This is a genomic window from Klebsiella sp. 141240 (assembly GCF_050600805.1).
Taxonomy (GTDB): Bacteria; Pseudomonadota; Gammaproteobacteria; order Enterobacterales; family Enterobacteriaceae; genus Klebsiella; species Klebsiella aerogenes.
The window spans coordinates 456,205-482,454 of record NZ_JAQIRK010000004.1; the positions used below are offsets into that span (position 1 = coordinate 456,205).

Consider the following 26,250-nt stretch of genomic DNA (forward strand, 5'->3'; position numbering starts at 1 on the left):
TCTGCTTTTTTAAGTTAAAAAACTGTTTGATTAAAATATCGAAGTGTAAATGATATTTTAAAATAAAGTAAAAGTGCGTTAATATGACGGCTCTTATTACACTTTTGCTACGCGATATTTCTATTATGCCTGCAATTAAAAAAACGATTATATCTATGACCGCATTAGCGATGTTCGTCAGTACGGCGACCTATGCTAATGGCGATACCTCGAAAAAAACTGACTTTCTGCTGATCGGCGGCGGCATCATGAGCGCCTCGCTGGGCACCTGGCTGCAGGAACTGCAGCCGGAGTGGAAACAGGTGATGGTGGAGAAACTCGACGGCGTCGCGCTGGAATCCTCCAACGGCTGGAATAACGCCGGTACCGGTCACTCGGCGAATATGGAACTGAACTACACGCCGCAGCGTGCGGACGGTTCTATTGATGTTAGCAAGGCGCTGGATATCAACGAACAGTTTATGATTTCGCGCCAGTTCTGGTCGGCGCAGGTTAAACGCGGTATTTTGCACGACCCGCACTCGTTTATTAATTCCACGCCGCATATGAGTTTCGTGTGGGGCGATAATGTTGATTATCTGCAAAAGCGTTATAACGCACTGCAGCAGACCACCTTATTCCAGGGAATGAAATTCTCCACCGATCACGCGCAAATTAAACAGTGGGCGCCGTTGGTCATGGAAGGACGCGATCCGCAGCAAAAAGTGGCTGCCACCTGGACGCCGGTCGGTACCGACGTGAACTACGGCGAAATTACCCGTCAGCTAATCGGCAGCCTGAAAAAGAGCAGCAATTTCTCGCTGCAGACCTCTTCTGAAGTCACCGATTTCAAACGCAATGCCGACAACTCCTGGCACGTGACGATTAAGAACGTGAAGAGCGGTGAAGAACAGGCTATCGACGCCAAATATGTCTTCATCGGCGCCGGCGGCGGCGCGCTTAAGTTGCTGCAGAAAACCGGTATTCCGGAAGCGGACAACTATGCGGGCTTCCCGGTAGGCGGCTCGTTCCTGATGACCGAAAACCCGGAGTTGACTAAACTGCACCAGCAGAAAGTTTATGGTCAGGCCTCGGTTGGCGCGCCGCCGATGTCGGTACCGCATCTGGATGCTCGCTACCTCGATGGTAAGCGCGTGGTGCTGTTCGGGCCATTCGCCACCTTCTCCACCAAGTTCCTGAAAAACGGTTCGTTCTTCGATCTGCTGAGCACCACCACCACCAGCAACGTACTGCCGATGACCCACGTTGGCCTCGACAACTTCGATCTGGTGAAGTACCTGATTAGCCAGGTTATGCTCAACGATGATGACCGCTTTGCGGCGCTAAAAGAGTACTACCCGAACGCGCGCAAAGAAGACTGGAAACTGATTCAGGCCGGTCAGCGCGTGCAGATCATCAAAAAAGACGCAGAGAAGGGCGGTGTGCTGAAGCTCGGTACCGAAGTGGTGGTCGATCAGCAGAAAACGATTTCTGCGCTGCTCGGCGCATCGCCGGGTGCTTCCACCGCCGCGCCGATCACCCTGAACGTTCTCAAGCAGATGTTCCCGCAGCAGTTTAACTCGCCGGAATGGCAGAGCCGCATTCGCGCTATCGTGCCGAGCTACGGCGAGAAGTTAAACGGCAACGTGGCGTTGACCCAGCAGGTTTGGGATGACACCGCCGCGGCGCTGCAACTGACCAAGCCTCCGGTTATTCAGATGCCAGAGTCCGCGCCGACCGCGACCGCCAAACCGGCAGAGACGCCGCGCGAAGCCTCGCCGCAGCACGATATGGCGCTGTAACGACGCATCCGGGCAGTGAACAAAAGGGAAGACCATGGTCTTCCCTTTTTTGCGTTATTTACCGGCTGAGGCCGCGCGCTGCCTGCAACTTTGGCCTCATAAAAGATATACTGGTTTGAATTGAAAAAGAAAATTAAACCAGGAGTGTGGAAGGGCTATGAGAGACGATATTAACCAGGAGATCACCTTCCGCAAGCTATCGGTCTTTATGATGTTTATGGCGAAGGGCAATATCGCCAGAACCGCCGAAGCCATGAAGCTCAGCAGCGTTAGCGTTCACCGCGCGCTGCATACGCTCGAAGAGGGTGTCGGCTGCCCGCTGTTTGTTCACAAAGGGCGCAACCTGCTGCCGCTGCAGGCGGCGTGGACGCTGCTCGAATACTGCCAGGATGTGATGAGTCTGATGAGCCGCGGGCTTGAGGCGACGCGTAAAGTCGCCGGCGTCGGTCAGGGGCGATTGCGCATCGGTACACTCTATTCGCTGACGCTGGAAACCGTTCCGCGCATCATTATGGGGATGAAATTACGCCGCCCGGAGCTTGAACTGGATCTGACGATGGGCTCCAATCAGATGCTGCTGGATATGCTGGAAGACGATGCCCTTGACGCTATATTAATCGCGACCAATGAGGGCGAATACAATAATTCGGCTTTCGACGTAGTGCCGCTGTTTGAAGACGATATCTTTCTCGCCGCGCCGGCGACGGAACAGCTGGATACCTCGCAGCTCGCCGATCTACGCGATTACGCCGATCGCAAGTTTGTCTCGCTGGCGGAAGGATTTGCGACTTATGCCGGGTTTCAGGAGGCCTTTCAGGTAGCCGGTTTTGAGCCGGAAATTGTGACCAGGGTGAATGATATCTTTTCGATGATAAGCCTGGTGCAGGCGGGCGTGGGCTTCGCGCTGCTGCCGGGGCGGATGAAGAAAGTCTATGAAAACGATGTCCAGCTGTTAAAGCTGGCGGAACCCTATCAGATGCGCCAGCTGATCTCTATCGTCTATTCACACCATCGCGAGCGTGATGCCGACCTGCTGGCGCTGGCGGCGGAAGGGCGCATGTACGCCCGCAGTATTAATCGCTAAGCCGCTGCGCCAGATGGCGGGCGACGTCCACGCCGCTGCGCTCCAGCGAAATGGTCTCGCCGCGCCAGCCCGCCTGGCGGGCCAGGCAGGTGAGCACGCCGCCGGGCGGCATCTCGATTGCCAGCCTCGCGTCGCGTTCATCGGCGGCGATCATCGCCTCCTGCCAATGTACGGTGCGCGCCATGTTCATCGCCAGATCGTCGGCGATCCGCAGCGGATCCCACAGCACGCGCGCCGTCGAGCCGCTTAAATAGGCGCGCTGAGGGCGCGTTAAGGTGACGTCGGTAAAGGCTTTTGCCAGGGCGGCGGCAGGTTTAGCCAACAGCGCGCAGTGCGACGGCACGCTGACCGCCAACCGTTGGGCTTTACTGGCGCCAGCCTGCAGCGCCAGCTGCGCTACCTCGGCCATGGCTTCATCGCGCCCGGCGATCACTATCTGCGTTTCGGCATTCAGGTTGGCGAGATAAACCTCATGGCCGTCCATCAGCGCCTCAACCCGTGGGCGGGTCAGCCCCATAATCGCCGTCAGCCCGTAACCTTCGGGATAAGCCTGCTCCATTAAATCACCGCGTAGCGCCACCAGGCGCAGCGCGCTGGCGAAATCGAGCGCGCCGGCAATCACCGCTGCCGGAAACGCGCCGATAGAGAGCCCGCTGACCATCTGCGGATCCACGCCCTGGCGTTGTAGTTCGCGCGCCCAGGCTACTCCGGCGATCAGCAGACAGAGTTGTACTGCACGGGTATGCTTTAGCGCGTCGGCGCTATCGAGAGTATCGACTTCATCCCCCAGCACGGCGCGCGCCTGGGAGAGGATAGCCTCGCGATCGGGGATTGCCGCCAGCATTGCGGGGCGCTGGCCGCCCTGACCGGGAAAAGTAAATATAATCTTCATCATTCCTCCCTGTGCCACGGCGTCGCGGTTAAGCGTGCGCCGCGGGATGTTTTCAGTAGCGCGCGGCCATCGCGCAGCCACTCATTAAGGGCGAAGGCGCCGTAGGGCGTTTCTACCTGGGTATCGGCGCGGCACGGTAGTTGGGCAACTCGGGCCTGCCATTCCAGCAATGCCTCGCGGTCCAGCGGCTGCGGCGCGCGGATCAGCAGATCCAGATCGCTTGCCGCATGCAGCACCGGGATTTCGGTTGCCAGCGCGTAGCCGGTACTACCGGTGATGCCCCAGCGCCAGGGCCAGCGGTGTAAGGTAAGGGCGATAGCCGCCTGGATCGGCGGCTGCGAAACAAAAGGCGAATGGAGTAAGACCTCACGCTCAACAAGCATCTCCGGGCTGACGCTGCGCACGATATTGTGCGGCTGAACCCAGCCGGCGGCGCGTTGTTCGCGCTTCATGCCCCGCACCCCAACCGGGATGCGGGCCTGGCCGTCAACGTCGCGTCTCACCACCACCGGCAGCGCGGCTCGCCACTGCTGAACCACCCACGGCTCGGCAATGTCTTCCAGGGCGCTGGCGTGGTTTAACCAAACTAAATCGTGGGGACGCGGCGTTGATGACATGGTTTACAGTCCTGAAGTCAAAGAGATAAACAGCGGTAGCGACAGGATACACAGAACCGAGCTCAACAGCAGCACGGCTTCAGCATCCGGAGACTGCACGCCGAAGCGGTTGCCGAAGACCACGCCGAAGAAGCCGGCGGCCAGCGCAATCATCAGGATCGCGGTAATGGCGATAGAGCCGTGCAGACCAAGTAACATCACCAGGCCCCAGGCAATAAACGGCTGCACCAGCAGTTTCACGATGGTTGATGTAGCGATCAGCGCATTGAGCTGCAGTTTACGTGCCGACAGGATCACCCCGGTGAGGAACAGCGCGGCGGCGGTGGCGGCCAGTCCCAGCGGTTTGATCGACGCCAGCAGCAGGTCCGGCATTTTAATGCCGATAGCGGAAAGTACCACCCCAAGCAGCGGGCCCCAAACGATCGGTTTTTTCACCGAACGCCACATCAGCACCGGCAGCATCGCCAGCGTAGAACCGCTGTTTTCACCCGCGGCGCGTGCTTTTTCACGTTCCAGAATCAGCAGGCAGAACGGGGTCATCAGTACCGAGCCGCAGGCGATAGAGACTGCCACCGACAGCGAGGTTGACGCGCCTTCACCCAGCACGCTGCCGAGGATCGGCAGACCCAGCGCGGCATAGTTTGGCAGGGCGACGGTGAGGGTCAGCACCGCGGCATCCTGCGGCGTGCGTTTGAACACGCTGGTGGCGAGGAAGTAGATCGCGGCATAGGTGATCCACATCGCGCCGGTCAGCACCAGCACTAGCGGCGACTGGGCGACGATACCTGCCCACGGCGTTTGTACCGTCGCGCTAAATAGCGTGGCGGGTAAGGCAAAATCCATTACAAAAATATTAAGCAGCGAGACGTTTTTGTTATCTACCATCCCGGCCTTTCCGGCCCAGAAACCCAGCAGCATGATAACGAAAATCGGGGCAAGAGCATGAATAATCACATAAGTCATAAATCACCTGTAAATAAAATAGAGTACTGGCGCGATTGTTATTTTTTCTAAAAGCCGTCCCTTCCCGGAGCGTGTATTCCGCGCTCCGGGAGACTGCTTCCGGCAGGTTTTCTTCTACTACTTACGTACGAACGTCTTACCAGCTGGCGCGCATGCGATCGCGAACCAGCTGTGAGCTGCGGCGGTTTTCCGCGCCCAGGCGACACTTCAGTGAGGTATCGGTGCGCGCGTCAGCGATGGCGTCGCGCAGGGTACGGCTGACCAGCGACAGATCGCCTTCGTCTGGCGCATCCGGATTGCTGATATCGAGCAGGGCGGAAAGCAGGCCGAGCGTAGCGTAGTTGCTGACGTCATAGGCCATCGGCGGGATCGTCGCCGCCAGTTTCTCCAGCGCCTCTACGGTACGCAGCGTAATGCGCGCTGCCGATTCTTTACCCATCGCGTGGACCAGCACGCCGCTATCGTTAAAGGCGATCAGGCGGTTGGCCTGATAGCCGTGGGCCAGAAACGCCCCGGACATCGCTTTTCCGACGATCAGGCCAATCACCGGGTGGCCGGCAAGACGGGCTTTGGCGTAGGCGCCTGCCGCTCCGGCCAGCGCCTGGTGGATGCCGAAGGCTTCTTCACGGCGACCATAGGCCTGGCTCGGGACATCAATTACTGCGACGATCGGTCGTTTGCCAGGCCGATCGGCGTCGGCGGCGATGGTTTCATTGACCACTTTCGCCAGCGTCCAGCCTTCCAGCAGGCCGACTTCGCCACCGGCAGCGCGCGGGTAATGGTTGTTGGCGTCAGGCACCACGGCGATAAAGCGGACGTTTTCGCCATTAATCTGGCCATCTGCGACCTGTACCGAAGGGCATAGCCCGCTCATCAGCGGCGCGTTGGGCGCCAGTTTGTTCAGCCATAGCGCGGCGCGGTTTGGGAACTGACTCATTATTTATCCTCCCGGGCAAAAAGCTGTTTAATCTGCGCGGTGTCCGCCTGCTGGCGGGTATCGAATTGGCTCAAGCGACGCAGATAATCGTCATAATTGTCGCTGCGGTGCTGTGCCGGTACGCCTTTGGCGATGGCCTCGTTCATTGCGGTTTTAACGGCGTTAACGCCATCGTTAACCAGCGCGTCGACCAGCCCGCTGGCGGCGCGAATTTCACCCCCGGTCATACTCCAGATAAACGGTCGGTTGCGGGAGTCATACTCTTCAATACCGGCCTCCTGCTCGATAACCTGCGGGCCGTTGAGGCCAAGACGGGCTTCACGGGTAACGATAAGGTAGCTGCACAGCGCCGCGGCTATGGACATGCCGCCGAAACAGCCGACGGTACCGGTAATAATGCCGACCACCGGGGCGTAGCGGCGCAGGTCGACAATCGCGGCATGAATATCGGCGATGGCGGCCAGACCGAGGTTGGCCTCCTGCAGACGTACGCCGCCGGTTTCGAGGCACAGTACCGCCTGCGTCGGGATACCGTTGCGGTTATCTTCCGCCGCCAGCTCCAGCGCGGCGGCCATTTTGGCGCCGGAGACTTCGCCCATACTGCCGCCCTGGAAGGTGCCTTCGATGGCAATCACCACCGCAGGTTGGCCGTTGATAGTGCCTTTGGCGACCACCATACCGTCGTCGGACTGCGGGACGATGCCCTGTGCGCCAAGCCACGGCGACATAATGCCTTCAAACGGGTCCAGCAGTTCGCGGTAGCTGCCATCGTCCAGCAGGGCGTGGGCGCGTTCGCGAGCGCGCAGTTCGATAAAGCTGCGATCGTTACGCATGAGCGGCCTCCTCAAATACTTGTTCAATACGAATACGGGCGACGCCCGGCGTGGCGCCGAAGTCGTGGATAATCAACTGCCCGGCGGGCAGGCCGTTGATCAGGTTCAGCCTGTCGAACAGCGCCTGCCAGCGCGCCTGGCTGTTATCCACTGAGGTGGTGATCTGTACGTTGAGCGTGGCGCCCTGTGCGGCGGTATAAAGCACTTCCATATCGCCTGAACCTACGACTCCTGCCAATGCTTTGCCGCTGAGGGCGCGGTTGGCAGGAAATGACAATGTAATCTGTTCCATAACATCCTCTGAATGCGTTAGCCGGAAACCCGGTCGAGAAACAGGGTGGCGGCAAGGAGATCGGCCGCGCCACCCGGCGAGGCGTTTTGCGCCAGCATCTGCGCATCAAGGCGCGCCAGCGCGGCGCGACCGGCGACGCTGGCGCAACCGCCCGCCGCCAGAACCTCGCGGGCGCCTTGCTGCATGGCGTGCAGCCCGTTCATGCCGGCGCGCGACAGCACGCAGGTATCGCTCAGCGAGGTCATGATGGCCATCAGCGCATCAAGGCGCGCCTGCTGCTCGCTGGCGCCTCGCGCCCGGCTCTGCTGCAGTTGTGGCAGCGCCAGGGCGGTAACATGCGGAAATCCGCGCTGCGCTTCCTCGCGTGCGCCCGGCACCTGCCAACGGCGGCTGGCGCGCAGCCCTTTACTAAAGCTTTTCGGCGCGAAACCGTCAGGCAGGCGGGCAAGGGCGGCGGCGGTCCCGGCGATCGCCTGTGATTGACCCTCTCCACCCAACATCGCCACCGCGCTGACCAGCAGGCCCAGCGCCCAAATGGCGCCGCGGTGGGTGTTAACTCCACCTGTCGCCATCATCATCTGCGCTTCACCTTCGCGACCGAGGCGGCCGACGGTTTCGCGCAGGGCGATATCCGCAGGACGCTGCCAGCTTTGCTGCGCCAGTGCGTGAAAGGTTGGCTGCAGGCTGCGGGCGGAGCGTTCCATCAGGTCCAGATTGAGATCCTGATGCGCGCCGTTGCCGCGACTATCGACCAGACCCGGTTTCGGACTCAGACGGGCTTCGTCAATCAGACACGCGCTGGCGGTATGCGCCAGCCAGCTGACGCGGCTTTCTGCGTGTAGGGGGGAGAGATTTTTCATTACCAGCTCCGGAATTTTGCCGGTGGGTTGTACAGTCCGTCGGACCACTCCACCAGCTCGGCGACGCTGCCGGCGGCCAGTAGCGAGCGGGTGGCATCGCTGCGGCGAATGCCAATATCTTCCGGGTAGACGACTTTGCCGCTCTGGCGCAGCGCGGCGACGCGTTTGGCGTCCACGCCGAGGCCAATATCGGTGATCCCGGCCACCGCGGCGACCATCGCCCGGCGCTCTTCAAGGCTCTCCGCCCGGTACAGGTAGGCGATACCCTCTTCGGTCAGCACGTGGGTTACGTCATCGCCATAAATCATCACCGGCGCCAGCGGCATGCCGGAGGTTTTGGCGACGTCGACCGCATCGAGCGTTTCAACGAAGGTCGGTTTCACGCCGGCCTGGAAGGTTTCGACCATCTGCACCACCAGTTTTTTACCGCGCTGCATCGGGTCTGGTTCAGTGATCATATTGAGCCAGGCCGGGGTGGCGTGGCGACGACCGTGCGGGTCGTGACCCATGTTCGGCGCGCCGCCGAAACCGGAAAGACGACCGCGGGTGACGGTTGAGGAGTTAGCCAGACCATCAACCTGCAGGGTCGAACCGATAAACATATCTACCGCGTACTGACCTGCCAGCTGGCAGAAGGCGCGGTTGGAACGCATTGAGCCATCCGGGCCGGTAAAGAAGATATCCGGGCGGGCGCGGATATACTCTTCCATCCCCAGTTCGCCGCCGAAGCAGTGCACGCTTTCCACCCAGCCGCTTTCGATGGCCGGGATTAAGGTAGGATGCGGATTCAGCGTCCAGTGTTTACAGATTTTGCCTTTCAGTCCGAGCTGTTCGCCGTAGGTGGGCAGTAACAGCTCAATGGCGGCGGTATTAAAGCCGATACCGTGGTTAAGCGACTGCACCTGATGTTCCGCGTAGATGCCTTTAATCGCCATCATCGCCATCAGAATGTGTTCTTGCTTAATCAGACGCGGGTCGCGGGTGAACAGCGGTTCAATGAAGAACGGTTTGTCGGCGACCACCACGTAATCGATCCACGAGCCGGGAATATCAACGCGCGGCAGATCGCATTCGTCGTCCACCAGTTCGTTGACCTGGGCTATCACAATGCCGTCGTGGAAGGCGGCGGCTTCCACCAGCGCTGGCGTATCTTCAGTACCCGGTCCGGTATACAGGTTGCCTTTACGGTCCGCTTTATAGCCGGCGATCAGCGCGACGTTTGGCGACAGATCGACGTACAGGCGGGAGTAGAGTTCAATATAGGTATGGATGGCGCCGATTTCGAGCAGGCCATCTTCCAGCAGCTGCGAGATGCGCAAGCTTTGCGTGCCGGAGAAAGAGAAATCCAGTTTACGGGCAATGCCTTTTTCAAACAGGTCCAGATGCTCGCTGCGCCCGACGCTTGGCATAATCATATGCAGGTCGTGGATTTTCTGCGGATTAACCTCGGCGAGCATGCGGGAGAGGAAATCAGCCTGCTTCTGGTTGTTACCTTCCAGTACTACCCGGTCGCCAGGGGCGAGCAGATTTTCCAGTACGCTGACCAGTTGGTCAGTGGGGATGACTTTGCCGGCAATCTTCGTTTCGGCCAGCCGCCGCTGTTTTTCCGTCCGGCGACGGTTCCAGACCCGTCCCGTCGTTTGTTCAGCATTCATTGTTAACCTCCTGATTCGACAAATCGTTTCGTTTGTCCTGGTGGAAGTTAGTGTGCGATGCGCGGCGCTGTGCATCAATTAAGCACGCCGGCTAATCGTTAGCTTTAGAGTAATGATTGGATGTGCCCATTTGTGATGGGGATCAATAATAAAAAAGGAGTAACGGTCTAAGCGGAAAAGATGAAAGGAGGGAAGGCTGGCGGATAGGCCAGCCAGATTGCCGATTATTCTTTACTTAAGTCACTGAGTAAGAAGGCAATACTCTGCCCGCCGTTGGTTTGCTCAAGGGCGATTTTCACAATGATGGTCAACGGCACCGACAGCAGCATGCCGACCGGGCCCAGCAGCCAGCCCCAGAATATTAACGACAGGAATACCACCAGCGTGGAGAGTCCCAGCCCGCGGCCCATAATGCGCGGTTCGAGAATATTGCCGAACACCAGGTTGATAATAAGGTAACCGGCAGTGACGATCAGCGCCTCATACAGTCCGCCAAATACCATCACCTGCAGAATCGGCGGGATGGCCGCCAGTACCGAACCGATATTGGGAATATAGTTCAGCGCAAAGGCCAGTAGCCCCCACATAAAGGCGAAGCGGACGTCCAGCAGCGCCAGCATGCCCCAGACCACCAGCCCGGTGACCAGGCTTATCGCGGTTTTCAGCACCAGATAGTGGGACACGCTATCAATCGCCCGCTGAATGGCGCCCATCCCCTCAACCGGCCGCGACATCAGTTGCTGGAGCTTGGCGGGCAGCTGCGGCACTTCCAACAGCATGAATACCACGGTGAGAAGCAACAGGAAAATGGACGACATCGCATTCGACAACTGGGTCAGTAGACTGGTCACCAGCGTCATCACCGCGTTGGGGTCGATATACTTATTCAGCTCAATGGCGGAGACGGTAAATCCAAAGCGCTGTAGCCATGGCGTGACCGTTTTTAGCGGTTCGGCCAGCGACGTGCGGTATTGCGGCAGGGTACGCGCCAGTTCGTTAAGCGATGTGCCAAGCGACGCCAGCAGTACCACCGCCAGCAGCACGATGGCGCCCACCAGTAGAGAAATCGCCAGCACCCGGGGCACCCGGAAGCGCACCATCAGCTGGACCAGCGGGTTAATGACCACCGCCAGAAACAGCGCTAAGATAAAGGGGACGATAATATCGGCGGCAAAGCGGATGCCGGTAAGGATGATAACCAACATGCCCAGCATGATGACGATCTTGAGTCCATTAAGGGTGATGATGGGTTTGGCCATTGGGTTCCTTACGCTGGAGATGAAAACGTCCTTGATCATAGCGACTTTGCTATTCGCGTTTATGATGGAGATCAGTTTGAGAAAATACTAATCGAAATCGCACCTTGGACGTAAAGAATTGCAAAGACTTTGAGTTAATATTAACACTATGGTACAAATTTACTTGTGTTTAACTACCGAGGACAATTTTTTTCCGCAATGACGAGAAGCAACACCGCGGATAATTGTAATTTTATGAACAATCAGTTCAGCCATTATTTTTCGACTCATCACGCATTACCTTTCATCCTTTCCCGATTTGCTGGCGAACAGCACTGGCGCTCAGCGCTATAGTCCCATTCTCTCTGCCTGAGCTGGCGCACCGCGCACGGCTAAAACTACGTCAGAATTTTTTCGGTTTACCTTCGTGAGCCGTCATGGATTGTATTCTCAAGCAGGAGAAGGGATTATGTTTTATTGGATTTTATTAGCCTTAGCTATCGTTGCTGAAATAACCGGCACGCTGTCTATGAAATGGGCCAGCGTCAGCGGCGGTCATACAGGCTATATTTTAATGCTGGCAATGATTGCGCTTTCATATATTTTCCTGGCCTTCGCCGTTAAAAAAATTGCTCTCGGTGTGGCGTATGCGCTATGGGAAGGTATCGGTATTTTATTAATTACCGTATTCAGCGTGCTGCTGTTTGACGAAAGCCTGTCTATCGTAAAACTGGCCGGGCTGGCAACGCTGGTCGCGGGTATTGTGCTGATTAAGTCCGGCACTAGGAAAGCGGTGAAACAGCGCGAGGAGAAAGCTCATGCAACAGTTTGAGTGGATTCACGGCGCCTGGCTGGCGCTGGCTATCGTACTGGAAATTACCGCGAACGTATTTCTGAAGTTTTCCGACGGTTTCCGTCGTAAGACCTACGGTATTCTGTCGCTGGCGGCGGTGCTAGGCGCTTTCAGCGCCCTGTCGCAGGCGGTAAAAGGTATCGACCTTTCCGTCGCTTATGCGTTATGGGGCGGGTTTGGGATCGCGGCGACTATCGCCGCCGGCTGGATCCTCTTCGGACAACGCCTTAATCATAAAGGCTGGGTAGGCGTCGTGCTGCTGGTAGCCGGCATGGTATTGATAAAACTGGCTTGATATGATGCCGCCTGCGTAGGCAGGCGGCAAATTCTGTCCTCTGTATTACGCTTAAAAAGCAGATTCGGCTTCCTTTCTGTAGGCCGCTATGAGGACAGCGCATGATCCCTTTGCCAGGCTGGCGGAATATCCCTTCTGCCAAAATTCTTTCCGTACTGGTCTTTCTCGCCGGCCTGGGGCTGGTGGTCTCCGTTATTTCTCTCTTCTATTTGTCACAACACCTGGTCAGTATTAAAACCAATGAAATTGATAAGCACCGTACGATGCTCTCGGTGGAAGGGGCTGTACAGACATCGGTCAATCGGGTGCTGTCATTGGTACTGGATAATTCGATTTGGGATGATGCGGTTAAACAAACCTATACGCCCCATCTTGACTCACACTGGCTGTATGATTCGTGGGGATCGGGTTTTAAGATTAATAATCTCTACGACGGCACTTTTATCCTGGATGAAAACTACCGCATCCTGTGGGGCGCTTTTCGCAGCGAGCCATTTACCGAATCCGATATTGGTTTTTTCGGCAGCGGGTTGCGAACCCTCATCGAGCAGCACGCGGATGCGCTGAGACGCGGTGAAAATGCCTTTGCTGGTATTACCCGTACTCGCGCAGGTATCGCGTTTGTCGGTATCGGCTTGATTCGCCCGACGATCGGCCGCTTGCCGGTTTATGACAAGACCCGTCGCTATCTGGTCATTACCCGACACATTAATCCGACCATGCTGGAAACCCTGGGGACTACTTTCCAGATTAATCGCCTGCATACGACGCAGTTCGCCGGCGAATACAGCGTACCATTACGTACAGAAGGCGGCGAAACGCTGGCATATCTGAGCTGGCAGCCGCGTCTCCCTGGTGCTGAGGCGGCGCGCGCCGCGTCAAACAGCATCAGGCTTATCGCCATTCTGGCGGCGAGTTTAATTCTGCTATTCATTCTGCTCAGTAGCCTGGGGCTATACAAACTGGCGCGCGGCGAACAGCAGGCGCGAAAAAATGCGTTGACCGATTGGCTGAGCCGTTTGCCGAACCGTCGGGCGTTGATCGAACGTTTGAATACGATGGGCGACTGCGGCAAGAATGAAATGCAAAGCGTGGTATTTATCGATCTCGATGGTTTCAAAGACGTTAATGATAACTACGGCCATGACGTTGGCGACGCGCTGATAGCGCATATTGCCCGCGAACTGCAGGATCGGGTTCCGGCGGGGGCGATGCTGGCGCGGATGGGCGGGGATGAATTCGCCATGACCGTCAGCGGTGAACAAGCGGTTAATCAGGCTTCGGCGTTTGCCTGGGCGGTACTGGAATTATTAAAATCGCCCATTGAACTCAGCGCGCGCAAAATATATATCAGCGCCAGTATCGGTATTGCCAGCGGCGTGCCGGCGGTTTGTTCCAGTACCGAATTGTTTCGTCGCGCAGACATGGCTATGTACCACGCGAAGAAGAGCGGTAAGGGGAGAGCGGCCTGGTATGATGACACCCTTAACGAAACGCGCCAGCACCAGCTACACATCGAAAATGGCATCCGCGAAGGTCTCGAAAAAGGCGAATTTGATGTCTGGTATCAGCCGATTGTCAACGCCGATACGCTGGTGATGGAAGGCGTAGAGGCGTTGCTGCGCTGGTCGCGGCGCCCTGAAGGCCCGCTGGCGCCGGATGCTTTTATTCCCATCGCCGAAAGTAGCGGATTGATCTACGCGCTTGGTCAGTTTGCGCTAGCGCAAGCCTGTTACGATTTACAGCCGATGGGAGATCTGCTCCTTTCCGTCAATATCTCACCGGCGCAGTTCCGCGACCCGGAATTTGAAACGCGGGTGATCCAAACCCTGGGACGCTGTCAGTTTCCTGCGCGCCGCCTGCAGCTTGAGGTGACCGAAAGCTACGTACTGGAAAACCCGGAGCGCGCCCGCGTGGCTATCGAAAACCTGAAATCGTTGGGTATCACCGTCGCGCTGGACGATTTCGGTATTGGTTATTCCAGTATTGGTTATCTACGCAGCTGTCGTTTTGATAGTCTGAAGATTGATAAGTCGTTAGCCGGCTTGGTGGATGTCGACCCGCAGGCGGCAGAACTGGTGCGCGGCACGGTACGTATCGCTAATGCGCTGGGGATCACCGTGGTTGCCGAAGGGGTTGAAAGTCAGCAGCAGCTGGCGCTGCTGCGGCGGGCGGGATGCGATCGACTTCAGGGATATTATTTCAGTCAACCGATGCCGATCGATTCATTGCTTCAACTGCGCCAGCAGCAGGGATAATCACTCATTGGCCAGCGCTTCCAGCTTGTCGAGAAAACCGGTCACGGCAATAGCCCGGTTATCGGCGCGATAGCGATCTTTCGGGCCCGGCGCCGAGCTTTGCACCGCAATGACCTGCCAGCCGTTTTCCGTTTTTAACAGCAGCGGAGAACCGCTGTCTCCCGGTAGCGTATCGCATTGATGTGATAGAACTGAGGCCTGCGCCCATCCCGTCACCAGACAATCCTGATGGCTATAGAGGCTATCCAGATGATCTTCCGGGTAACCGGATTGCGTCACTTTGCGGTCCGTTGCTTTCAGCGCCGCGGTTAGCGCTTCTTTATCACCGCGGAAAACCGGAACTGGCGTAATGCCGCCGGGCGCGTAGCGCAGGACGATCAGGCCAAAGTCCCAGGGGGCTGCGGAAGACGGAACAATCCAACCATCGCCGTCCGCTTTAAGCCGTTTACCCAACGACGGATCGGTACGGCCATCAATCCCGTGAATTTCATAGACCCAATTACCTTTACGCGAGATAAAACGCAACGCGACGGCCTTATCCGGCTTGCCTTTCGGCGGCTGCAGCAAACAGTGACCGGCGGTGAGGGCCAGATGCGGCGAAATCAGCGTTGCGGTACATAAATTACCGCTGGCGGTTTCTAACTGGCCGATGGCATCCCAGGGGGAACTGGCCGGGTCGCTGACCGCTTTACGATCGTCATGGCCGAAAAAAAGCGTTTTGATATCTTTCGCGCTCATGCCGTCATCATCGGCGTGAGCAAACAGAGGAAAAATACAAAACGAACACAGTAATAACAGTACGTCTCTACGCATATCACTCTCTGGGGAGATAATTATGTCTATTGAAAGTAGCAGGAGATTTAAGTTTATGAAAGTTAAGAATAATTTTTATTAAGCCAAACGGCAGTTAAAATGAATCCTGAAGTCATTTCATCTATGCAAGAACCATGTAAATTCAGATGGTTAACGCATTATCTCTGCTGTTGTCATTTCCGCAGAAAGCGGCGGGTAACGCAACATAATTCGTGTATCGGAACGTACGTAAAGCGCGGGAAAAATAATCACTTTGCCTTGCAGGACATTCGCAAAGCGCAATTTTTTGCGGGTGTTTTAGTCGCCTTGCGAGCACGAAAGTTCATCGTCATTGGCGTTTTTTTACCATCTTCTCAATTATTTTCACTACGAAACATTTTCTCACTGTAAACATCGTTTTCGCTGGTTCCCATTGAGTGAAATGTGAGGTTGACCCGGCCATCATAAGCGCAATGTCATTTCCCGCAGTGGGAGGGTGTATGTCTAAACAAGGTATTCGCGCATTAGTTTATGTTTCGCTGGTTTCAATTTTTATGTGGGGCGCGATGGGCTATCTCGTCATTGAGGCGGTACATGCCCTGTAATGATCCGCCAGCGCCGTGAGGTGGCGTGGGCTATAATATCCGCCAGTGAATGCAGAACTGGCGGATATGATGACTATCGATGAGACGCGATTACGGGCGGTGATTGCAGGAGCAGATAGCGAAGTGTCGACCGCTGAATTGGCGGTGGAGCTGCTGGCGGCGCGGCAAAAAATTAGCGAGCTGGAACGTCAACTGGCGACGCCGATTCGCTTACCTTTCTCCAGCGCGAGCCCGGTATGCGAAATTGAAGCGGGATATGCGGCGGGAGTCAGCGATTGCCGTCAGGCGATACGTGCAGCCGGTTTTCCCATTGAGGGGGATGAATAGCGACGCCTAGTAGAGGAAAAAGCGGGTTGCCACCAGCGCGCAGATTATCAGCAGTATCAGGATGAGCTCAAAACGATAACGTCGCAGCATAGCGCTCTCCAGAAAAAAACGGCGCTGAAACAGCGCCGATTTATACAAAACCAGACTAACCGGAAAGATTATGCAGCCGGCTGAGCAGCAGGTTTAGCTGCGGTGTGTTTAGTGGTTTTGTGGTGTTTTTTGGCAGCCTGAGCTTTCTGCGCTACTGGTTTAGCGGCAGTTTTGTGGTGCTTTTTGGCAGCCTGAGCTTTCTGCGCGGCCGGTTTAGCGGCGGCTTTGTGGTGTTTTTTCGCAGCCTGAGCTTTTTGCTCTACTGCAGGTTTTGCCGCGGCTTTTTTGTGTTTCTTGGCAGCCTGGGCCTTCTGTTCTGCAGCCGGTTTGGCGGCAGCTTTGTGATGTTTCTTATGGTGAGTGGTCTTGGCAGTGGTGCTGTGAGTTGCAGCAGCAGGTGCCTGAGTGGTGCTTACTGCATCAGCAGCGAAAGCAGCGGAAGACAGACCCATAGCAGCGGCAACGACCAGAGCTAATACTTTTTTCATTCTGATATCCTCGAAAAGGTTTCTTCATTTCAACCCCACTGCGGGGCCGTTGAAGTAACTATATGCTTGTCTTTTCGAGCTTTCCGTGAGTGTTTGGTATCGGCGTGTAACCGTTTGTACAATACCCGTCTGGTCAGTCGAAACGCGCCGGAGCAGGCCCCGGCGCGCAGGCTTAGAGATAACGGGCGGTAAGATGCTGGCGGAAATACTCACCGTTGAGATCTTCGCCGGTGGCATTTTTAATCAGCTGCGAAGTGGTAAAGCGGCTGCCGTGTTGCCAGATATTTTGCCGCAACCAGTCGAACAGGGCGTTAAAATCGCCGCCGGCGATATCCTGCGCGAGATTCGGTAGCGCGCGTCTGGCGGCCGCCATTAACTGTGCGGCGTACATCGCCCCCAGCGTATAGGAAGGGAAATAGCCGAAACCGCCATCGGTCCAGTGAATATCCTGCATACAGCCGTCACGATAGTTGCCGAGGGTCGAAATACCCAGCCAGCTCTGCATTTTCTCATCCCACAGGGCTGGAATATCGTCTACTTCAATATCGCCGTCGATCAGCGCCCGCTCGATTTCATAGCGCAGAATGACGTGCGCCGGGTAGCTGACTTCGTCGGCATCGACGCGAATGAAGCCCGGCTTCACGCGCTGGTTCCAGGCGATAAAGTTTTCCGCGCTGAACGCCGGCTGGTCGCCAAAGCGTTGACGCACGGCGGGCAGCAGGCGGTTGAGGAAGGCTTCGCTGCGGCCAAGCTGCATTTCGAAGAACAGACTCTGAGATTCATGAATCGCCGTTGAGCGAGCCAGCCCAACCGGCTGATCGACCCAGTTACGCGGGAGGTTCTGTTCATAGCGCGCGTGGCCGGTTTCGTGGATCACGCCAAATAGCGCGCTGAGCAGATCGTTTTCGTTATAGCGGGTGGTGATCCGGACGTCCTCTGGCACCCCGCCGCAGAAGGGGTGTGCGCTAATATCCAGACGCCCGCCGTCAAAATCAAAGCCTAAAACCCGCATCGCTTCCAGCCCCAGCTCGCGCTGATCGGCGATGGCGAAGGGCCCCTGCGGCTCGAGCAGCGTTTTCTGCGCTTGCTTATCGACGACGTTTGCCAGCAGCGACGGCAGCCAGGATTTCAGATCGGCGAATAGCACGTCAAGACGCGCGCTGGTCATGTCGGGTTCAAAAATATCCAGCAGGGCGTCATAGCGGGAACACCCTTTCGCTTCGGCTCGGATCTGCGCCTCTTCGCGGCTGAGCTTAACGACTTCGCGCAGGTTTTCGGCAAATCCCTGCCAGTCGTTAGCCGGACGCTGGCTGCGCCAGGCATGTTCGCAGCGGCTGCCGGCCAGTGATTTCGCCTCTACCAGGCTTTCCGGCAGTAGCGCCGCCTGCTGGTACTGCCGGGTCATTTCGCGCAGGTTAGCTTGCTCCAGATCGTTAAGGTCTTCCTGTTGGGCGTGCCGCAGCCATTCACCAACCTTCTTGTTGGTCAAAATTTGGTGCTGCAGCACCCCGAGCTCCGCCAGCGCTTCGCCGCGCGCGCGGCTGCCGCCGGGCGGCATCATGGCGAACATATCCCAGCCGGCGATGGCGGCAAGGTGAGAGAAGCGGGAGAGCCGTTGGAATGTGCGGGTGAGCTGCTGATAGTTGTTGTTTTCAGTCATAGTCTCTGCTGGCCTGTGGCGAGTGAAATAAATCTGTTGTCAGAGGGTACACTAGCGCGTCGGGGGGATTTGGTCGAGTCGTGGGAACGACATTTTGCGTGCGGCGAAAAATGCGTATGTGAATACCATAACGGACGGCGCGCCTCGCCAGCGACTACACTAATTACAGGCGCTGGCTGTCAGCGGAGGCGAGTATGAATCCGTTCACGTGGGTGTTTTTCGCACTGCTTTCTATGGATGCTCTCAGAGAACTGTTGGGGTTGCCGTCGGTGCTCGGGCTGTGGTGAGCGGACGTGACCCGTAAGGTCACGTCGTTTAACGATTATTTCAGGCGGTTGTGCAAACAGGCGCCGGTCAGCAGCGCGGCCATTAACAGGAGCGCGATAAAGCCGCCGACGCCGTTCCAGCCGTAATGATGCCAGAAGACCCCGCCGAGCGTCCCCGCAATACTGGAACCGAGATAGTAACTGAACAGGTACAACGAGGATGCCTGGCCGCGCGCGCGACGCGCCCGTGGTCCGATCCAACTGCTGGCGACCGAGTGCGCGGCAAAAAAGCCGGCGGAGAACAGCAGCATGCCGATGAAAATCAGCCACAGGGGCGAGAATAGCGTCATCAGCAGGCCAAACAGCATCACCGCAATAAAGAACAACATCACCGGCCCGCGGCCATAGCGCACCGTCAGCGCGCCGGCTTTTGGCGAACTCCAGGTCCCGGTCAGGTAGGCGACCGACAGCAGGCCAACCACCGCCTGGTTCAGCGACCATGGCGACATCATCAAGCGGTAGCCAATATAGTTGAACAGGGTCACAAATGCGCCCATCAGCAGGAAACCTTCGAGGAACAATAGCGGCAGTCCGCGATCGCGCCAGTGCAGATGGAAGTTAATCAGCAGCGTTTTCGGTTTCAACGAAATAGGGCGAAAATGGCGAGACTCGGGAAGAATACGCCAGAACATAATTGCCGCTGCGAGGGCGAAGGCGCTTATCACCGCCAGCGCCACGCGCCAGCCGAAGAAATCGGTAAAGACCCCGGTGAGCAGGCGGCCGCTCATGCCGCCTATTGAGTTACCGCTGATGTAAAGCCCCATCGAAAACGCCACCACGCTTGGGTGGATCTCCTCGCTGAGATAAGTCATTCCCACGGCGGCCACGCCGCTAAGCGACAGGCCGATCAACGCGCGCATGATCAGAATACCGTGCCAGCTGGTCATCATCGTGGATAATAATGAGCAGCACGCCGCCAACAGTAAGGCGGTGACCATCACCGGTTTACGACCAATGGCATCAGACAGCGGTCCGGTGAAAAGCAGCCCGACGGCGAGCATCGCGGTGGAAATCGATAACGAAATACTGCTGCTGGCAGGGCTTACGCCGAACTCGCCCGACAGCACCGGCAGAATAGGCTGCACGCAGTAGAGCAGGGCGAATGTCGCCAGTCCGGCGGAAAACAGCGCCAGGGTGACGCGAATAAACGCCGGGGTACCGCGTTTAATAAATTGATTTGGCTGGTTTACGGCCTTATCGCTGGCGCTGCTCGCCGGCGCGGTGCCGGCGGTTGTTGTGTTACTCACGGAGAATTCCTTGCTTATATACCGCTGGATTACAAACAAACTGATGTGACCATTCAGCTCACATTTTTAGGGTATAAAATTGTAAATATTCCGTCTAATATATTAATAATCTCAAATAAGATGTTTTAAATATGAATATCGAGCTGCGTCATCTGCGTTACTTCGTCGCCGTAGCAGAAGAGCTACATTTTGGCCGCGCGGCGGCGCGCCTCAACATCTCCCAGCCGCCGTTAAGCCAGCAAATTCAGATTCTCGAACAGCAAATTGGCGCGCGGCTGTTTGCCCGCACCAACCGTAGCGTTAGCCTGACTCCTGCGGGGAAGCAGTTCCTCGCCGATAGCCGACAAATTCTGTCGCAGGTTGAAGACGCCGCCGCCCGCGCCGGGCGCCTGCATCACGGCGAAACCGGTGAACTGCGTATTGGCTTCACCTCATCCGCGCCGTTCATCAAAGCGGTTTCCGATACGCTTTCTACTTTTCGTCGGCGATTTCCCGATGTTCATATTCAAACCCGCGAAACCAACACCCGCGAACAGATAGTGCCGTTGAATGAAGGGGCGCTTGACCTTGGCCTGATGCGCAACACGCAACTGCCGGATACGTTGTGCTGGGAAAAGGTGCTGCGCGAACCGCTACTGGCGATGGTGCCCAGCGATCATCCTTTGGCTCGTCAACAGGCGGTCAGTCTGCTTGAGCTGGCGCGCGAGCCGTTTGTCTTTTTCGATCCGCATGTTGGTACCGGCCTGTATGACGATATTCTCGGGCTGATGCGTCGCTACGGTACCGCGCCGGTTATCACCCAGGAGGTCGGCGAAGCAATGACCATCATCGGCCTGGTGGCTTCTGGTCTTGGGGTATCGATCCTACCGGCGTCGTTTAAGCGGGTGCAGTTGAATGAAATGCGCTGGCTGCCGATTAGTGAACCCGATGCGGTATCGGAAATGTGGCTGGTGTGGGCCAAACACCGCGAACAGGGGCTGGCGGCGCAGCGTTTTCGCGATTATCTTCTCGCCGCCGCCGCATTAGCAAAATGAGACAAAAAAGAGCCAAAAATGTGCGGTAAATCACAAGGCTAAGTAAAAATTTGACGTGTACCATCGAAGTGCTTCACCATAGCCGGAAGTTTATTTCGAAGCGCGAAAATAAGGGAGTCAATGGTGGTAGCGGACAGTCAACCAGGCCATATCGATCAAATAAAGCAGACCAACGCAGGAGCAGTGTATCGCCTGATTGATCAGCTTGGCCCGGTATCGCGTATCGACCTTTCCCGATTTGCGCAACTGGCGCCGGCCAGCATTACCAAAATTGTTCGCGAGATGCTGGAAGCGCATCTGGTGCAGGAGACAGAAATCCAGGAGCCGGGGAGCCGCGGCCGCCCTGCGGTCGGGCTGATGGTTGAAACGGAAGCCTGGCATTATTTGTCGTTGCGCATCAGTCGGGGGGAAATCCACCTGGCGCTGCGCGATTTGAGCAGCAAGCTGGTGGTGGAAGAACAACTGGATCTGCCGCTGCAGCATGCGCAACCGCTGCTGACGCGGATCATCGAGCAAATCGATCAGTTTTTTATTCGCCATCAGCACAAGCTTGAGCGCCTTACCGCTATCGCCATCACCTTGCCGGGGATCATCGATACTGAAAACGGCATCATTCACCGGATGCCATTTTACGATGATGTGAAAGACATGCCGCTTGGCGAAGCGCTGGCTAATCACACCGGGGTGTCGGTCTATATACAGCACGATATCAGCGCCTGGACTATGGCCGAATCGTTGTTCGGCGCATCACGGGGCGCGCGCGACGTCATCCAGGTGGTGATCGACCACAACGTCGGCGCGGGAGTGATCACCGATGGCCGCCTGCTGCACGCCGGCAGCAGCAGCCTGGTGGAGATTGGCCATACCCAGGTCGATCCTTATGGTAAACGCTGCTATTGCGGCAACCACGGCTGCCTGGAAACCATCGCCAGTGTCGAAAGCGTGCTGGAGCTGGCGCAGATGCGCATGGCAAAATCGATGAGCTCTATGCTGCATCAACAGCAGTTAAGCGTTGAATGGTTATGCCAGGCGGCGCAGCAGGGTGATTTACTGGCGCGGGATATCATTACCGGCGTTGGCGCCCATGTAGGGCGTATTCTGGCTATCATGGTCAACCTGTTTAACCCGCAAAAAATCCTTATTGGTTCGCCGTTCAACCAGGCGTCCGATATTTTGTTTCCGGCAATTTCTGACTGTATTCGGCAACAGGCGCTACCGGCCTATAGTCGTCATATCGCGGTTGAGAGTACCCAGTTCTCAAACCGCGGAACGATGGCTGGCGCGGCTTTGGTGAAAGACGCCCTCTATAACGGATCGCTCCTTATCCGACTGTTACAGGGTTAACATTTTTTCATAGTCGCACCAAAAATTGCGCTATCTCAATCTGAGCCCCGGCGGCTTCGCGTAGACTTTTCCCACTGTTGATTATTTCTCTTATGTATCTTTCGTATACACAACTTTGGGGTTAGTGATGTTTAAGCGTTTCTTTATAACAGGTACTGACACTGCTGTCGGGAAGACGGTGGTTTCCCGCGCGCTGCTGCAGGCACTTGCTGCCAGCGGTAAAAGCGTCGCCGGGTATAAGCCTGTGGCGAAGGGCAGCAAAGAGACGCCGGACGGACTGCGTAATAAAGACGCGCTGGTCTTACAGAGCGTGTCGACGCTGTCGCTGCCGTATGATGCTGTCAATCCCATCGCGTTAAGTGAAGAAGAAAGCAGCGTGGCGCACAGCTGCCCGATCAACTACGGCTTATTAAGCGACGGCCTACAGCAGCTCAGCGGCAAAGTGGATCATGTCGTGGTGGAAGGTACCGGCGGCTGGCGCAGCCTGATGAACGATTTACGCCCGCTCTCCGAGTGGGTGGTGCAGGAGCAACTGCCGGTGGTGCTGGTGGTGGGCATTCAGGAAGGGTGTATCAACCATGCGTTATTGACCGCTCAGGCGGTGGCCAACGATGGTCTGCCGTTAATCGGCTGGGTCGCCAACCGCATTAACCCTGGTCTTGCGCACTACGCTGAAATCATCGATGTGCTGAGCAAAAAGCTGCCCGTGCCGCTGATTGGCGAGCTGCCTTATCTGCCGCGCGCTGAACAGCGTGAACTCAGCCAGTATGTTGATTTAGACGTTCTCGGCAGCGTAATGGCGATAGATCGAATCCCGGCGTAACGTCCGCGACAGTACCGACGCCAGTACGCAGGCGATCAATAAACCGGGCAGCAGCACATACTGCCCGGTCATTTCACAAATCATCAGCGTCGACATCATCGGCGCATGCGTTGTTGCAGCGAGAAACGCCGCCATTCCGGTTAAACCAATCATAATCGCCATATCGCGATCCCCGTGCAGCCACATACCGCTAAAAGCAGCGAACAGCATTCCTATTGCCAGCCCGACGAATAGCGTCGGGGTAAAAACGCCGCCCGGCGCGCCGGAGCCGCTGCTGGCCAGCACCGCCAACAGCTTACAGACAAAGACGATGATAATGACGCTAAATAGCGGCGGCGATAGCAGATAGCTTTGCACAACGCTATAACCGTTGCCCCACACCGCCGGGGTAATAAGCGATAACATGCCGACGATGAGGCCTCCCAGCGCCAGCTGCCACGGCGGCGACAGTTTCAGTCTCACGAAGCCACGGTGGCTGTAGTCCATCAGCCAGATGAATAGCGGCCCGCACAGCCCGGCCAGCAGGCCGGTTGCCAGCATTAATGCGTAATGCAGCGCGGTCAGGTTTTGCTGAAAGACGACGTGGTACAGCGGCGCGGCGCCGCCGTTGAGTAGATTGGTCAGCAGCAGGGCGATCACCGCAGAGATCACCACCGGCCCGAGCGAGGCCAGCATCAGGGTGCCGAAGAGAATTTCGGCAATAAACAGGCTACCCGCCAGCGGCGCATGATAGGCGCTGGCCATCCCGGCGGCAGCGCCGCAGGCGACCCACAGCTTCCATTCAGCGCGCGGCGTAAAACGGCGGGCGAACAGCGAGGCGGCCAGCGCGGCCAGCAGGATCATGGCCCCTTCGCGGCCAATGGCGCTGCCGGTTACAACCACCAGCAGCGACGCCAGCGATTTCACGAGGCTTGCCGGCGTATCGAAACAGCCATCGCCGGTTTCCAGCGCTTCCATGTAATCGGTCGGGGCGTGCGGACGCGAGACGCTACGCCGTTGCCATAGCCACAGCAATGTCCCGGCGGCGAGCCCGCCAAGCGCTGGCGTCAGCAGCCGACGCCACCACGGCAGCGACTGCGCGGCGTTCACCAGGCTACCGCTATCGTTACCGAGAAATATTGTTTCCAGCGCCAGCATCGAGTGGCGAAACAGCGCCACGGCCAGCGCCGCAAAGATGCCGACGAGCGTGGCGATGATCAGGCGACGGAACATCACCTGCACATCAGGATAGTTATGAAGACGATGCATAGGCGGGAGTGAAATTGGGAGTCATAGCGTTATTGTGATAGGGAATAACCTTAGATGCAAAAGCTATAAGTGCCGCGCCGGGGATCGACGCGGCGGGTGAGTTAACGATACAGCTGTTTTTCCGCCACCGCGATGGGCAAATTTTCCTGCCAGTTAGCCAGCGTCGACTGCGCCAGTTGGCCCAGCGCCCGATAGAACGGATGCCCTGCGTTTTCAATAAAGACGCTCAGGAAACGCCCGGACCACGGCAGTAAATGCCAAGCCAGCAGTTGAGTAAACAACTCATCCTGATTTGTTTCGCACAGCCATGCGGCCAGCAGCAGCAAGGTACCGAAGTGGTCTTCGGGTTCGTTGCGCTCAATATCCAGCGCGATACCGCTGGCCCGCATCCATTCGCGCAGCGCAAGCGTAGAGTCGCCGAATAACACCGACTCTTTATCCAGCCACACCGAGCCCCATGGCGGAGCGGGCAGCGCCCATGGGCCGATAAACAGACGCTGCCAGGCTTGCGGCAGCGCCTCGTCGCTGCTGGCGGCGAAGTCTATTGCCAGTGAATCGGAGACCGGGAACGGCCACTGCGGCTGCCAGCTACCATCGAGAAAAGCGGCGACCAGCGGCGCGTTTTGCTTGCTATTCGGTGCAAAAGAGAACAGCGCGCCCAACGTGCGGGCGCTTAGTGCGACGGCGTCGCGATTTGGGATCTGCATCATTACCCTATTCCTTACTGCGGCGCGCACAGGCGCGCCGTTTCGTTAACCCGCAACCGCCATACCCACGGTCATATGCAGGCCATAAAACAGGCCGCGGCCTATACACTCCGCGACTAAAACCAATACCAGCCCGATGAATAACCCGGTGGCGCGCGGCGGCTGGCGGCGGATTAACGGACACAGCCAGCAGCCGAGACCGAGCGCCAGCAGGAGCAGCCGTAGCACCTGCAGTCTGCCGTAATCCGGGAGAAGGGCGTTCGCCTGTTGTACTGAACTGTGGATCGTGCCGAGGTTAGCGCTTTGTAAGACAACAACGGCCACGCTGATGATGAGGGCGGCAACGCTAATCGCGGCAAAAAACCAGCCGTTGAAGTCAACTTTCGCCAGCTTCAGCAGCAGGGCGGCGAACAGCGGCCCGCTGAGTAGTACCGTCAGGAAGAACGCGCTGGTAGTGTAGCCATTGTACCACGTCGGCACGGTGTCAATCTGGTAGACCCGGGTCATCGCCATCACAAACAGCAACCCCAGCAGCATGGTGAGAAACAACCAGATTTTGCCGAGCGTCGCCGGCATTTTTCCTGGCACCGCCAGTAGCCACCAGAATCCGCCAACGGCGAAGAAGAGGGCGCCGCTGGCGATTTCATTACTGAGCGCTGAAGCGCCAACGCGGTTCAGTGAATTAAATGCCCGTAGCGGCGAGCCGAGATGGATTACAGACGCGAGAAAACCTATTCCCATCAATAGCCAGATAAAGAACATACTGCGCACCAGTCGCTCTCGCGATTCGCGCTGACCGGAGAGCGACACCCAGCCCAGGCCGCTGACGATGACTGCGCCAGCTACGCATTGCCCCAGTACCGTAAACAGAACTAGCGGCCATTCATGCCATCCATTTCCCATTTCAGACCTCCTTCGGATTGGCCAGATAGCCGGTGGTATCGCCGCACGGACGGCTGTTGGCGTTTGGTTTTATCACAATGCTCGGCCTGGTGAAGTGC

Annotated in this window: 26 protein-coding genes and 1 pseudogene; 10 read left to right on the forward strand and 17 right to left on the reverse strand. The window is 57.1% G+C overall.

Annotation, left to right across the window (positions count from 1 at the left end; translation table 11 throughout):
- Nucleotides 1-125 precede the first annotated feature (125 nt).
- Together mqo and PGQ95_RS10725 are read left to right on the forward strand one after the other, a co-directional pair.
- Nucleotides 126-1,781, forward strand: coding sequence for a malate dehydrogenase (quinone) (gene mqo, locus PGQ95_RS10720; protein WP_430915212.1), 1,656 nt, complete (start codon nt 126-128; stop codon nt 1,779-1,781).
- Between the two features lie 157 nt (nt 1,782-1,938).
- Complete coding sequence (locus PGQ95_RS10725; RefSeq protein WP_113374703.1) at nt 1,939-2,865, forward strand: LysR family transcriptional regulator; 927 nt, start codon at nt 1,939-1,941, stop codon at nt 2,863-2,865.
- On the opposite strand, the gene mdcH is transcribed toward PGQ95_RS10725, so the two are convergent.
- From mdcH to PGQ95_RS10770, 9 genes are all read right to left on the reverse strand, one after another.
- Nucleotides 2,855-3,757: a malonate decarboxylase subunit epsilon gene (gene mdcH / locus PGQ95_RS10730; RefSeq protein ID WP_430918063.1), complete on the reverse strand. Its 903-nt coding sequence runs from the start codon at nt 3,755-3,757 to the stop codon at nt 2,855-2,857. The two genes, PGQ95_RS10725 and mdcH, sit on opposite strands and share 11 nt — an antisense overlap.
- Nucleotides 3,757-4,374: a malonate decarboxylase holo-ACP synthase gene (locus PGQ95_RS10735; protein ID WP_271032604.1), complete on the reverse strand. Its 618-nt coding sequence runs from the start codon at nt 4,372-4,374 to the stop codon at nt 3,757-3,759. The genes mdcH and PGQ95_RS10735 overlap by 1 nt, the downstream gene beginning before the upstream one ends.
- Before the next feature lie 3 nt (nt 4,375-4,377).
- Nucleotides 4,378-5,337: an AEC family transporter gene (locus PGQ95_RS10740; RefSeq protein ID WP_004148291.1), complete on the reverse strand. Its 960-nt coding sequence runs from the start codon at nt 5,335-5,337 to the stop codon at nt 4,378-4,380.
- Between the two features lie 136 nt (nt 5,338-5,473).
- On the reverse strand, nt 5,474-6,274 hold the full coding sequence (gene mdcE, locus PGQ95_RS10745; RefSeq protein ID WP_087858525.1) for a biotin-independent malonate decarboxylase subunit gamma: 801 nt from the start codon (nt 6,272-6,274) through the stop codon (nt 5,474-5,476).
- Entirely contained in the window at nt 6,274-7,107 is an 834-nt protein-coding gene (locus tag PGQ95_RS10750) for a biotin-independent malonate decarboxylase subunit beta (RefSeq protein ID WP_430918025.1), read from the reverse strand. Before PGQ95_RS10750 ends, mdcE begins: the two co-directional genes overlap by 1 nt.
- Complete coding sequence (gene mdcC, locus PGQ95_RS10755; RefSeq protein WP_008805033.1) at nt 7,100-7,399, reverse strand: malonate decarboxylase acyl carrier protein; 300 nt, start codon at nt 7,397-7,399, stop codon at nt 7,100-7,102. Before mdcC ends, PGQ95_RS10750 begins: the two co-directional genes overlap by 8 nt.
- Nucleotides 7,400-7,416: 17 nt before the next feature.
- On the reverse strand, nt 7,417-8,259 hold the full coding sequence (locus PGQ95_RS10760) for a triphosphoribosyl-dephospho-CoA synthase (RefSeq protein ID WP_004190298.1): 843 nt from the start codon (nt 8,257-8,259) through the stop codon (nt 7,417-7,419).
- Entirely contained in the window at nt 8,259-9,914 is a 1,656-nt protein-coding gene (mdcA, locus tag PGQ95_RS10765) for a malonate decarboxylase subunit alpha (RefSeq protein ID WP_430918028.1), read from the reverse strand. The genes PGQ95_RS10760 and mdcA overlap by 1 nt, the downstream gene beginning before the upstream one ends.
- A 224-nt stretch (nt 9,915-10,138) precedes the next feature.
- Nucleotides 10,139-11,173, reverse strand: a complete 1,035-nt coding sequence (locus PGQ95_RS10770) for an AI-2E family transporter (protein ID WP_087858529.1) — start codon at nt 11,171-11,173, stop codon at nt 10,139-10,141.
- A 448-nt stretch (nt 11,174-11,621) separates the two neighbouring features.
- On the opposite strand from PGQ95_RS10770, the gene mdtJ reads away from it, so the two are divergent.
- From mdtJ to PGQ95_RS10785, 3 genes are all read left to right on the forward strand, one after another.
- Complete coding sequence (gene mdtJ / locus PGQ95_RS10775) at nt 11,622-11,984, forward strand: multidrug/spermidine efflux SMR transporter subunit MdtJ (protein WP_087858530.1); 363 nt, start codon at nt 11,622-11,624, stop codon at nt 11,982-11,984.
- Entirely contained in the window at nt 11,971-12,300 is a 330-nt protein-coding gene (mdtI, locus tag PGQ95_RS10780; protein ID WP_087858531.1) for a multidrug/spermidine efflux SMR transporter subunit MdtI, read from the forward strand. The genes mdtJ and mdtI overlap by 14 nt, the downstream gene beginning before the upstream one ends.
- Before the next feature lie 101 nt (nt 12,301-12,401).
- Nucleotides 12,402-14,558 carry a putative bifunctional diguanylate cyclase/phosphodiesterase gene (locus PGQ95_RS10785; protein ID WP_411324831.1) on the forward strand — a complete coding sequence of 719 codons (2,157 nt, stop codon included), beginning with the start codon at nt 12,402-12,404 and terminating at the stop codon, nt 14,556-14,558.
- Here PGQ95_RS10785 and PGQ95_RS10790 read toward each other — a convergent pair whose 3' ends face one another.
- Complete coding sequence (locus PGQ95_RS10790) at nt 14,559-15,371, reverse strand: trypsin-like serine peptidase (protein WP_162750230.1); 813 nt, start codon at nt 15,369-15,371, stop codon at nt 14,559-14,561.
- A gap of 653 nt (nt 15,372-16,024) precedes the next feature.
- Between PGQ95_RS10790 and PGQ95_RS10795 the strand changes: the two genes are divergently transcribed.
- Nucleotides 16,025-16,282, forward strand: a complete 258-nt coding sequence (locus PGQ95_RS10795) for a hypothetical protein (protein ID WP_183269045.1) — start codon at nt 16,025-16,027, stop codon at nt 16,280-16,282.
- A 158-nt stretch (nt 16,283-16,440) separates the two neighbouring features.
- Here the strand turns inward: PGQ95_RS10795 and asr are convergent, their stop codons facing one another.
- Both asr and PGQ95_RS10805 read right to left on the reverse strand, forming a co-directional pair.
- Nucleotides 16,441-16,860, reverse strand: coding sequence for an acid resistance repetitive basic protein Asr (asr, locus tag PGQ95_RS10800; RefSeq protein WP_113374707.1), 420 nt, complete (start codon nt 16,858-16,860; stop codon nt 16,441-16,443).
- A gap of 172 nt (nt 16,861-17,032) precedes the next feature.
- The gene (locus tag PGQ95_RS10805) at nt 17,033-18,520 is read right to left on the reverse strand and encodes a carboxypeptidase M32 (protein WP_430918030.1); all 1,488 of its coding nucleotides are present in this window, start codon (nt 18,518-18,520) and stop codon (nt 17,033-17,035) included.
- 194 nt (nt 18,521-18,714) lie between these two features.
- Here PGQ95_RS10805 and PGQ95_RS10810 point away from each other — a divergent pair, with 194 nt between their 5' ends.
- Nucleotides 18,715-18,807, forward strand: coding sequence for a KPN_01571 family protein (locus PGQ95_RS10810; protein WP_020078946.1), 93 nt, complete (start codon nt 18,715-18,717; stop codon nt 18,805-18,807).
- A gap of 35 nt (nt 18,808-18,842) precedes the next feature.
- On the opposite strand, the gene PGQ95_RS10815 is transcribed toward PGQ95_RS10810, so the two are convergent.
- The gene (locus PGQ95_RS10815) at nt 18,843-20,093 is read right to left on the reverse strand and encodes an MFS transporter (protein WP_063447887.1); all 1,251 of its coding nucleotides are present in this window, start codon (nt 20,091-20,093) and stop codon (nt 18,843-18,845) included.
- Between the two features lie 131 nt (nt 20,094-20,224).
- Here PGQ95_RS10815 and PGQ95_RS10820 point away from each other — a divergent pair, with 131 nt between their 5' ends.
- From PGQ95_RS10820 to bioD, 3 genes are all read left to right on the forward strand, one after another.
- Nucleotides 20,225-21,127: a LysR family transcriptional regulator gene (locus PGQ95_RS10820; RefSeq protein ID WP_213317617.1), complete on the forward strand. Its 903-nt coding sequence runs from the start codon at nt 20,225-20,227 to the stop codon at nt 21,125-21,127.
- A 123-nt stretch (nt 21,128-21,250) separates the two neighbouring features.
- The gene (mlc, locus tag PGQ95_RS10825) at nt 21,251-22,471 is read left to right on the forward strand and encodes a sugar metabolism global transcriptional regulator Mlc (RefSeq protein ID WP_087858535.1); all 1,221 of its coding nucleotides are present in this window, start codon (nt 21,251-21,253) and stop codon (nt 22,469-22,471) included.
- A gap of 127 nt (nt 22,472-22,598) precedes the next feature.
- Complete coding sequence (bioD, locus tag PGQ95_RS10830; RefSeq protein ID WP_430918033.1) at nt 22,599-23,294, forward strand: dethiobiotin synthase; 696 nt, start codon at nt 22,599-22,601, stop codon at nt 23,292-23,294.
- Here bioD and clcB read toward each other — a convergent pair.
- The 4 genes and pseudogenes from clcB to PGQ95_RS10850 all read right to left on the reverse strand — a co-directional run.
- Nucleotides 23,247-24,542, reverse strand: coding sequence for a voltage-gated ClC-type chloride channel ClcB (clcB, locus tag PGQ95_RS10835; protein WP_430918035.1), 1,296 nt, complete (start codon nt 24,540-24,542; stop codon nt 23,247-23,249). The genes bioD and clcB overlap by 48 nt on opposite strands.
- Before the next feature lie 101 nt (nt 24,543-24,643).
- The gene (gene dmsD / locus PGQ95_RS10840) at nt 24,644-25,252 is read right to left on the reverse strand and encodes a Tat proofreading chaperone DmsD (RefSeq protein ID WP_430918037.1); all 609 of its coding nucleotides are present in this window, start codon (nt 25,250-25,252) and stop codon (nt 24,644-24,646) included.
- Nucleotides 25,253-25,294: 42 nt separating this feature from the next.
- Nucleotides 25,295-26,152, reverse strand: coding sequence for a DmsC/YnfH family molybdoenzyme membrane anchor subunit (locus PGQ95_RS10845; RefSeq protein WP_430918039.1), 858 nt, complete (start codon nt 26,150-26,152; stop codon nt 25,295-25,297).
- A gap of 1 nt (nt 26,153) precedes the next feature.
- A pseudogene (locus tag PGQ95_RS10850) lies at nt 26,154-26,250 on the reverse strand (dimethyl sulfoxide reductase subunit B); the annotation flags it as partial.

Bases quoted from the DNA above. Each gene is read 5' to 3' on its own strand.
- mdcH (WP_430918063.1), bottom strand. From the start codon at position 3,757: ATGAAGATTATATTTACTTTTCCCGGTCAGGGCGGCCAGCGCCCCGCA.
- PGQ95_RS10810 (WP_020078946.1), top strand. From the start codon at position 18,715: ATGAATCCGTTCACGTGGGTGTTTTTCGCACTGCTTTCTATGGATGCT.
- PGQ95_RS10725 (WP_113374703.1), top strand. From the start codon at position 1,939: ATGAGAGACGATATTAACCAGGAGATCACCTTCCGCAAGCTATCGGTC.
- asr (WP_113374707.1), bottom strand. From the start codon at position 16,860: ATGAAAAAAGTATTAGCTCTGGTCGTTGCCGCTGCTATGGGTCTGTCT.
- dmsD (WP_430918037.1), bottom strand. From the start codon at position 25,252: ATGATGCAGATCCCAAATCGCGACGCCGTCGCACTAAGCGCCCGCACG.
- PGQ95_RS10820 (WP_213317617.1), top strand. From the start codon at position 20,225: ATGAATATCGAGCTGCGTCATCTGCGTTACTTCGTCGCCGTAGCAGAA.
- PGQ95_RS10795 (WP_183269045.1), top strand. From the start codon at position 16,025: ATGACTATCGATGAGACGCGATTACGGGCGGTGATTGCAGGAGCAGAT.
- PGQ95_RS10790 (WP_162750230.1), bottom strand. From the start codon at position 15,371: ATGCGTAGAGACGTACTGTTATTACTGTGTTCGTTTTGTATTTTTCCT.
- PGQ95_RS10760 (WP_004190298.1), bottom strand. From the start codon at position 8,259: ATGAAAAATCTCTCCCCCCTACACGCAGAAAGCCGCGTCAGCTGGCTG.
- PGQ95_RS10785 (WP_411324831.1), top strand. From the start codon at position 12,402: ATGATCCCTTTGCCAGGCTGGCGGAATATCCCTTCTGCCAAAATTCTT.
- mdtJ (WP_087858530.1), top strand. From the start codon at position 11,622: ATGTTTTATTGGATTTTATTAGCCTTAGCTATCGTTGCTGAAATAACC.
- PGQ95_RS10750 (WP_430918025.1), bottom strand. From the start codon at position 7,107: ATGCGTAACGATCGCAGCTTTATCGAACTGCGCGCTCGCGAACGCGCC.
- PGQ95_RS10805 (WP_430918030.1), bottom strand. From the start codon at position 18,520: ATGACTGAAAACAACAACTATCAGCAGCTCACCCGCACATTCCAACGG.
- mdcC (WP_008805033.1), bottom strand. From the start codon at position 7,399: ATGGAACAGATTACATTGTCATTTCCTGCCAACCGCGCCCTCAGCGGC.
- PGQ95_RS10735 (WP_271032604.1), bottom strand. From the start codon at position 4,374: ATGTCATCAACGCCGCGTCCCCACGATTTAGTTTGGTTAAACCACGCC.
- mqo (WP_430915212.1), top strand. From the start codon at position 126: ATGCCTGCAATTAAAAAAACGATTATATCTATGACCGCATTAGCGATG.
- PGQ95_RS10740 (WP_004148291.1), bottom strand. From the start codon at position 5,337: ATGACTTATGTGATTATTCATGCTCTTGCCCCGATTTTCGTTATCATG.
- mdcE (WP_087858525.1), bottom strand. From the start codon at position 6,274: ATGAGTCAGTTCCCAAACCGCGCCGCGCTATGGCTGAACAAACTGGCG.
- PGQ95_RS10845 (WP_430918039.1), bottom strand. From the start codon at position 26,152: ATGGGAAATGGATGGCATGAATGGCCGCTAGTTCTGTTTACGGTACTG.
- PGQ95_RS10770 (WP_087858529.1), bottom strand. From the start codon at position 11,173: ATGGCCAAACCCATCATCACCCTTAATGGACTCAAGATCGTCATCATG.
- clcB (WP_430918035.1), bottom strand. From the start codon at position 24,542: ATGCATCGTCTTCATAACTATCCTGATGTGCAGGTGATGTTCCGTCGC.
- mdcA (WP_430918028.1), bottom strand. From the start codon at position 9,914: ATGAATGCTGAACAAACGACGGGACGGGTCTGGAACCGTCGCCGGACG.
- bioD (WP_430918033.1), top strand. From the start codon at position 22,599: ATGTTTAAGCGTTTCTTTATAACAGGTACTGACACTGCTGTCGGGAAG.
- mdtI (WP_087858531.1), top strand. From the start codon at position 11,971: ATGCAACAGTTTGAGTGGATTCACGGCGCCTGGCTGGCGCTGGCTATC.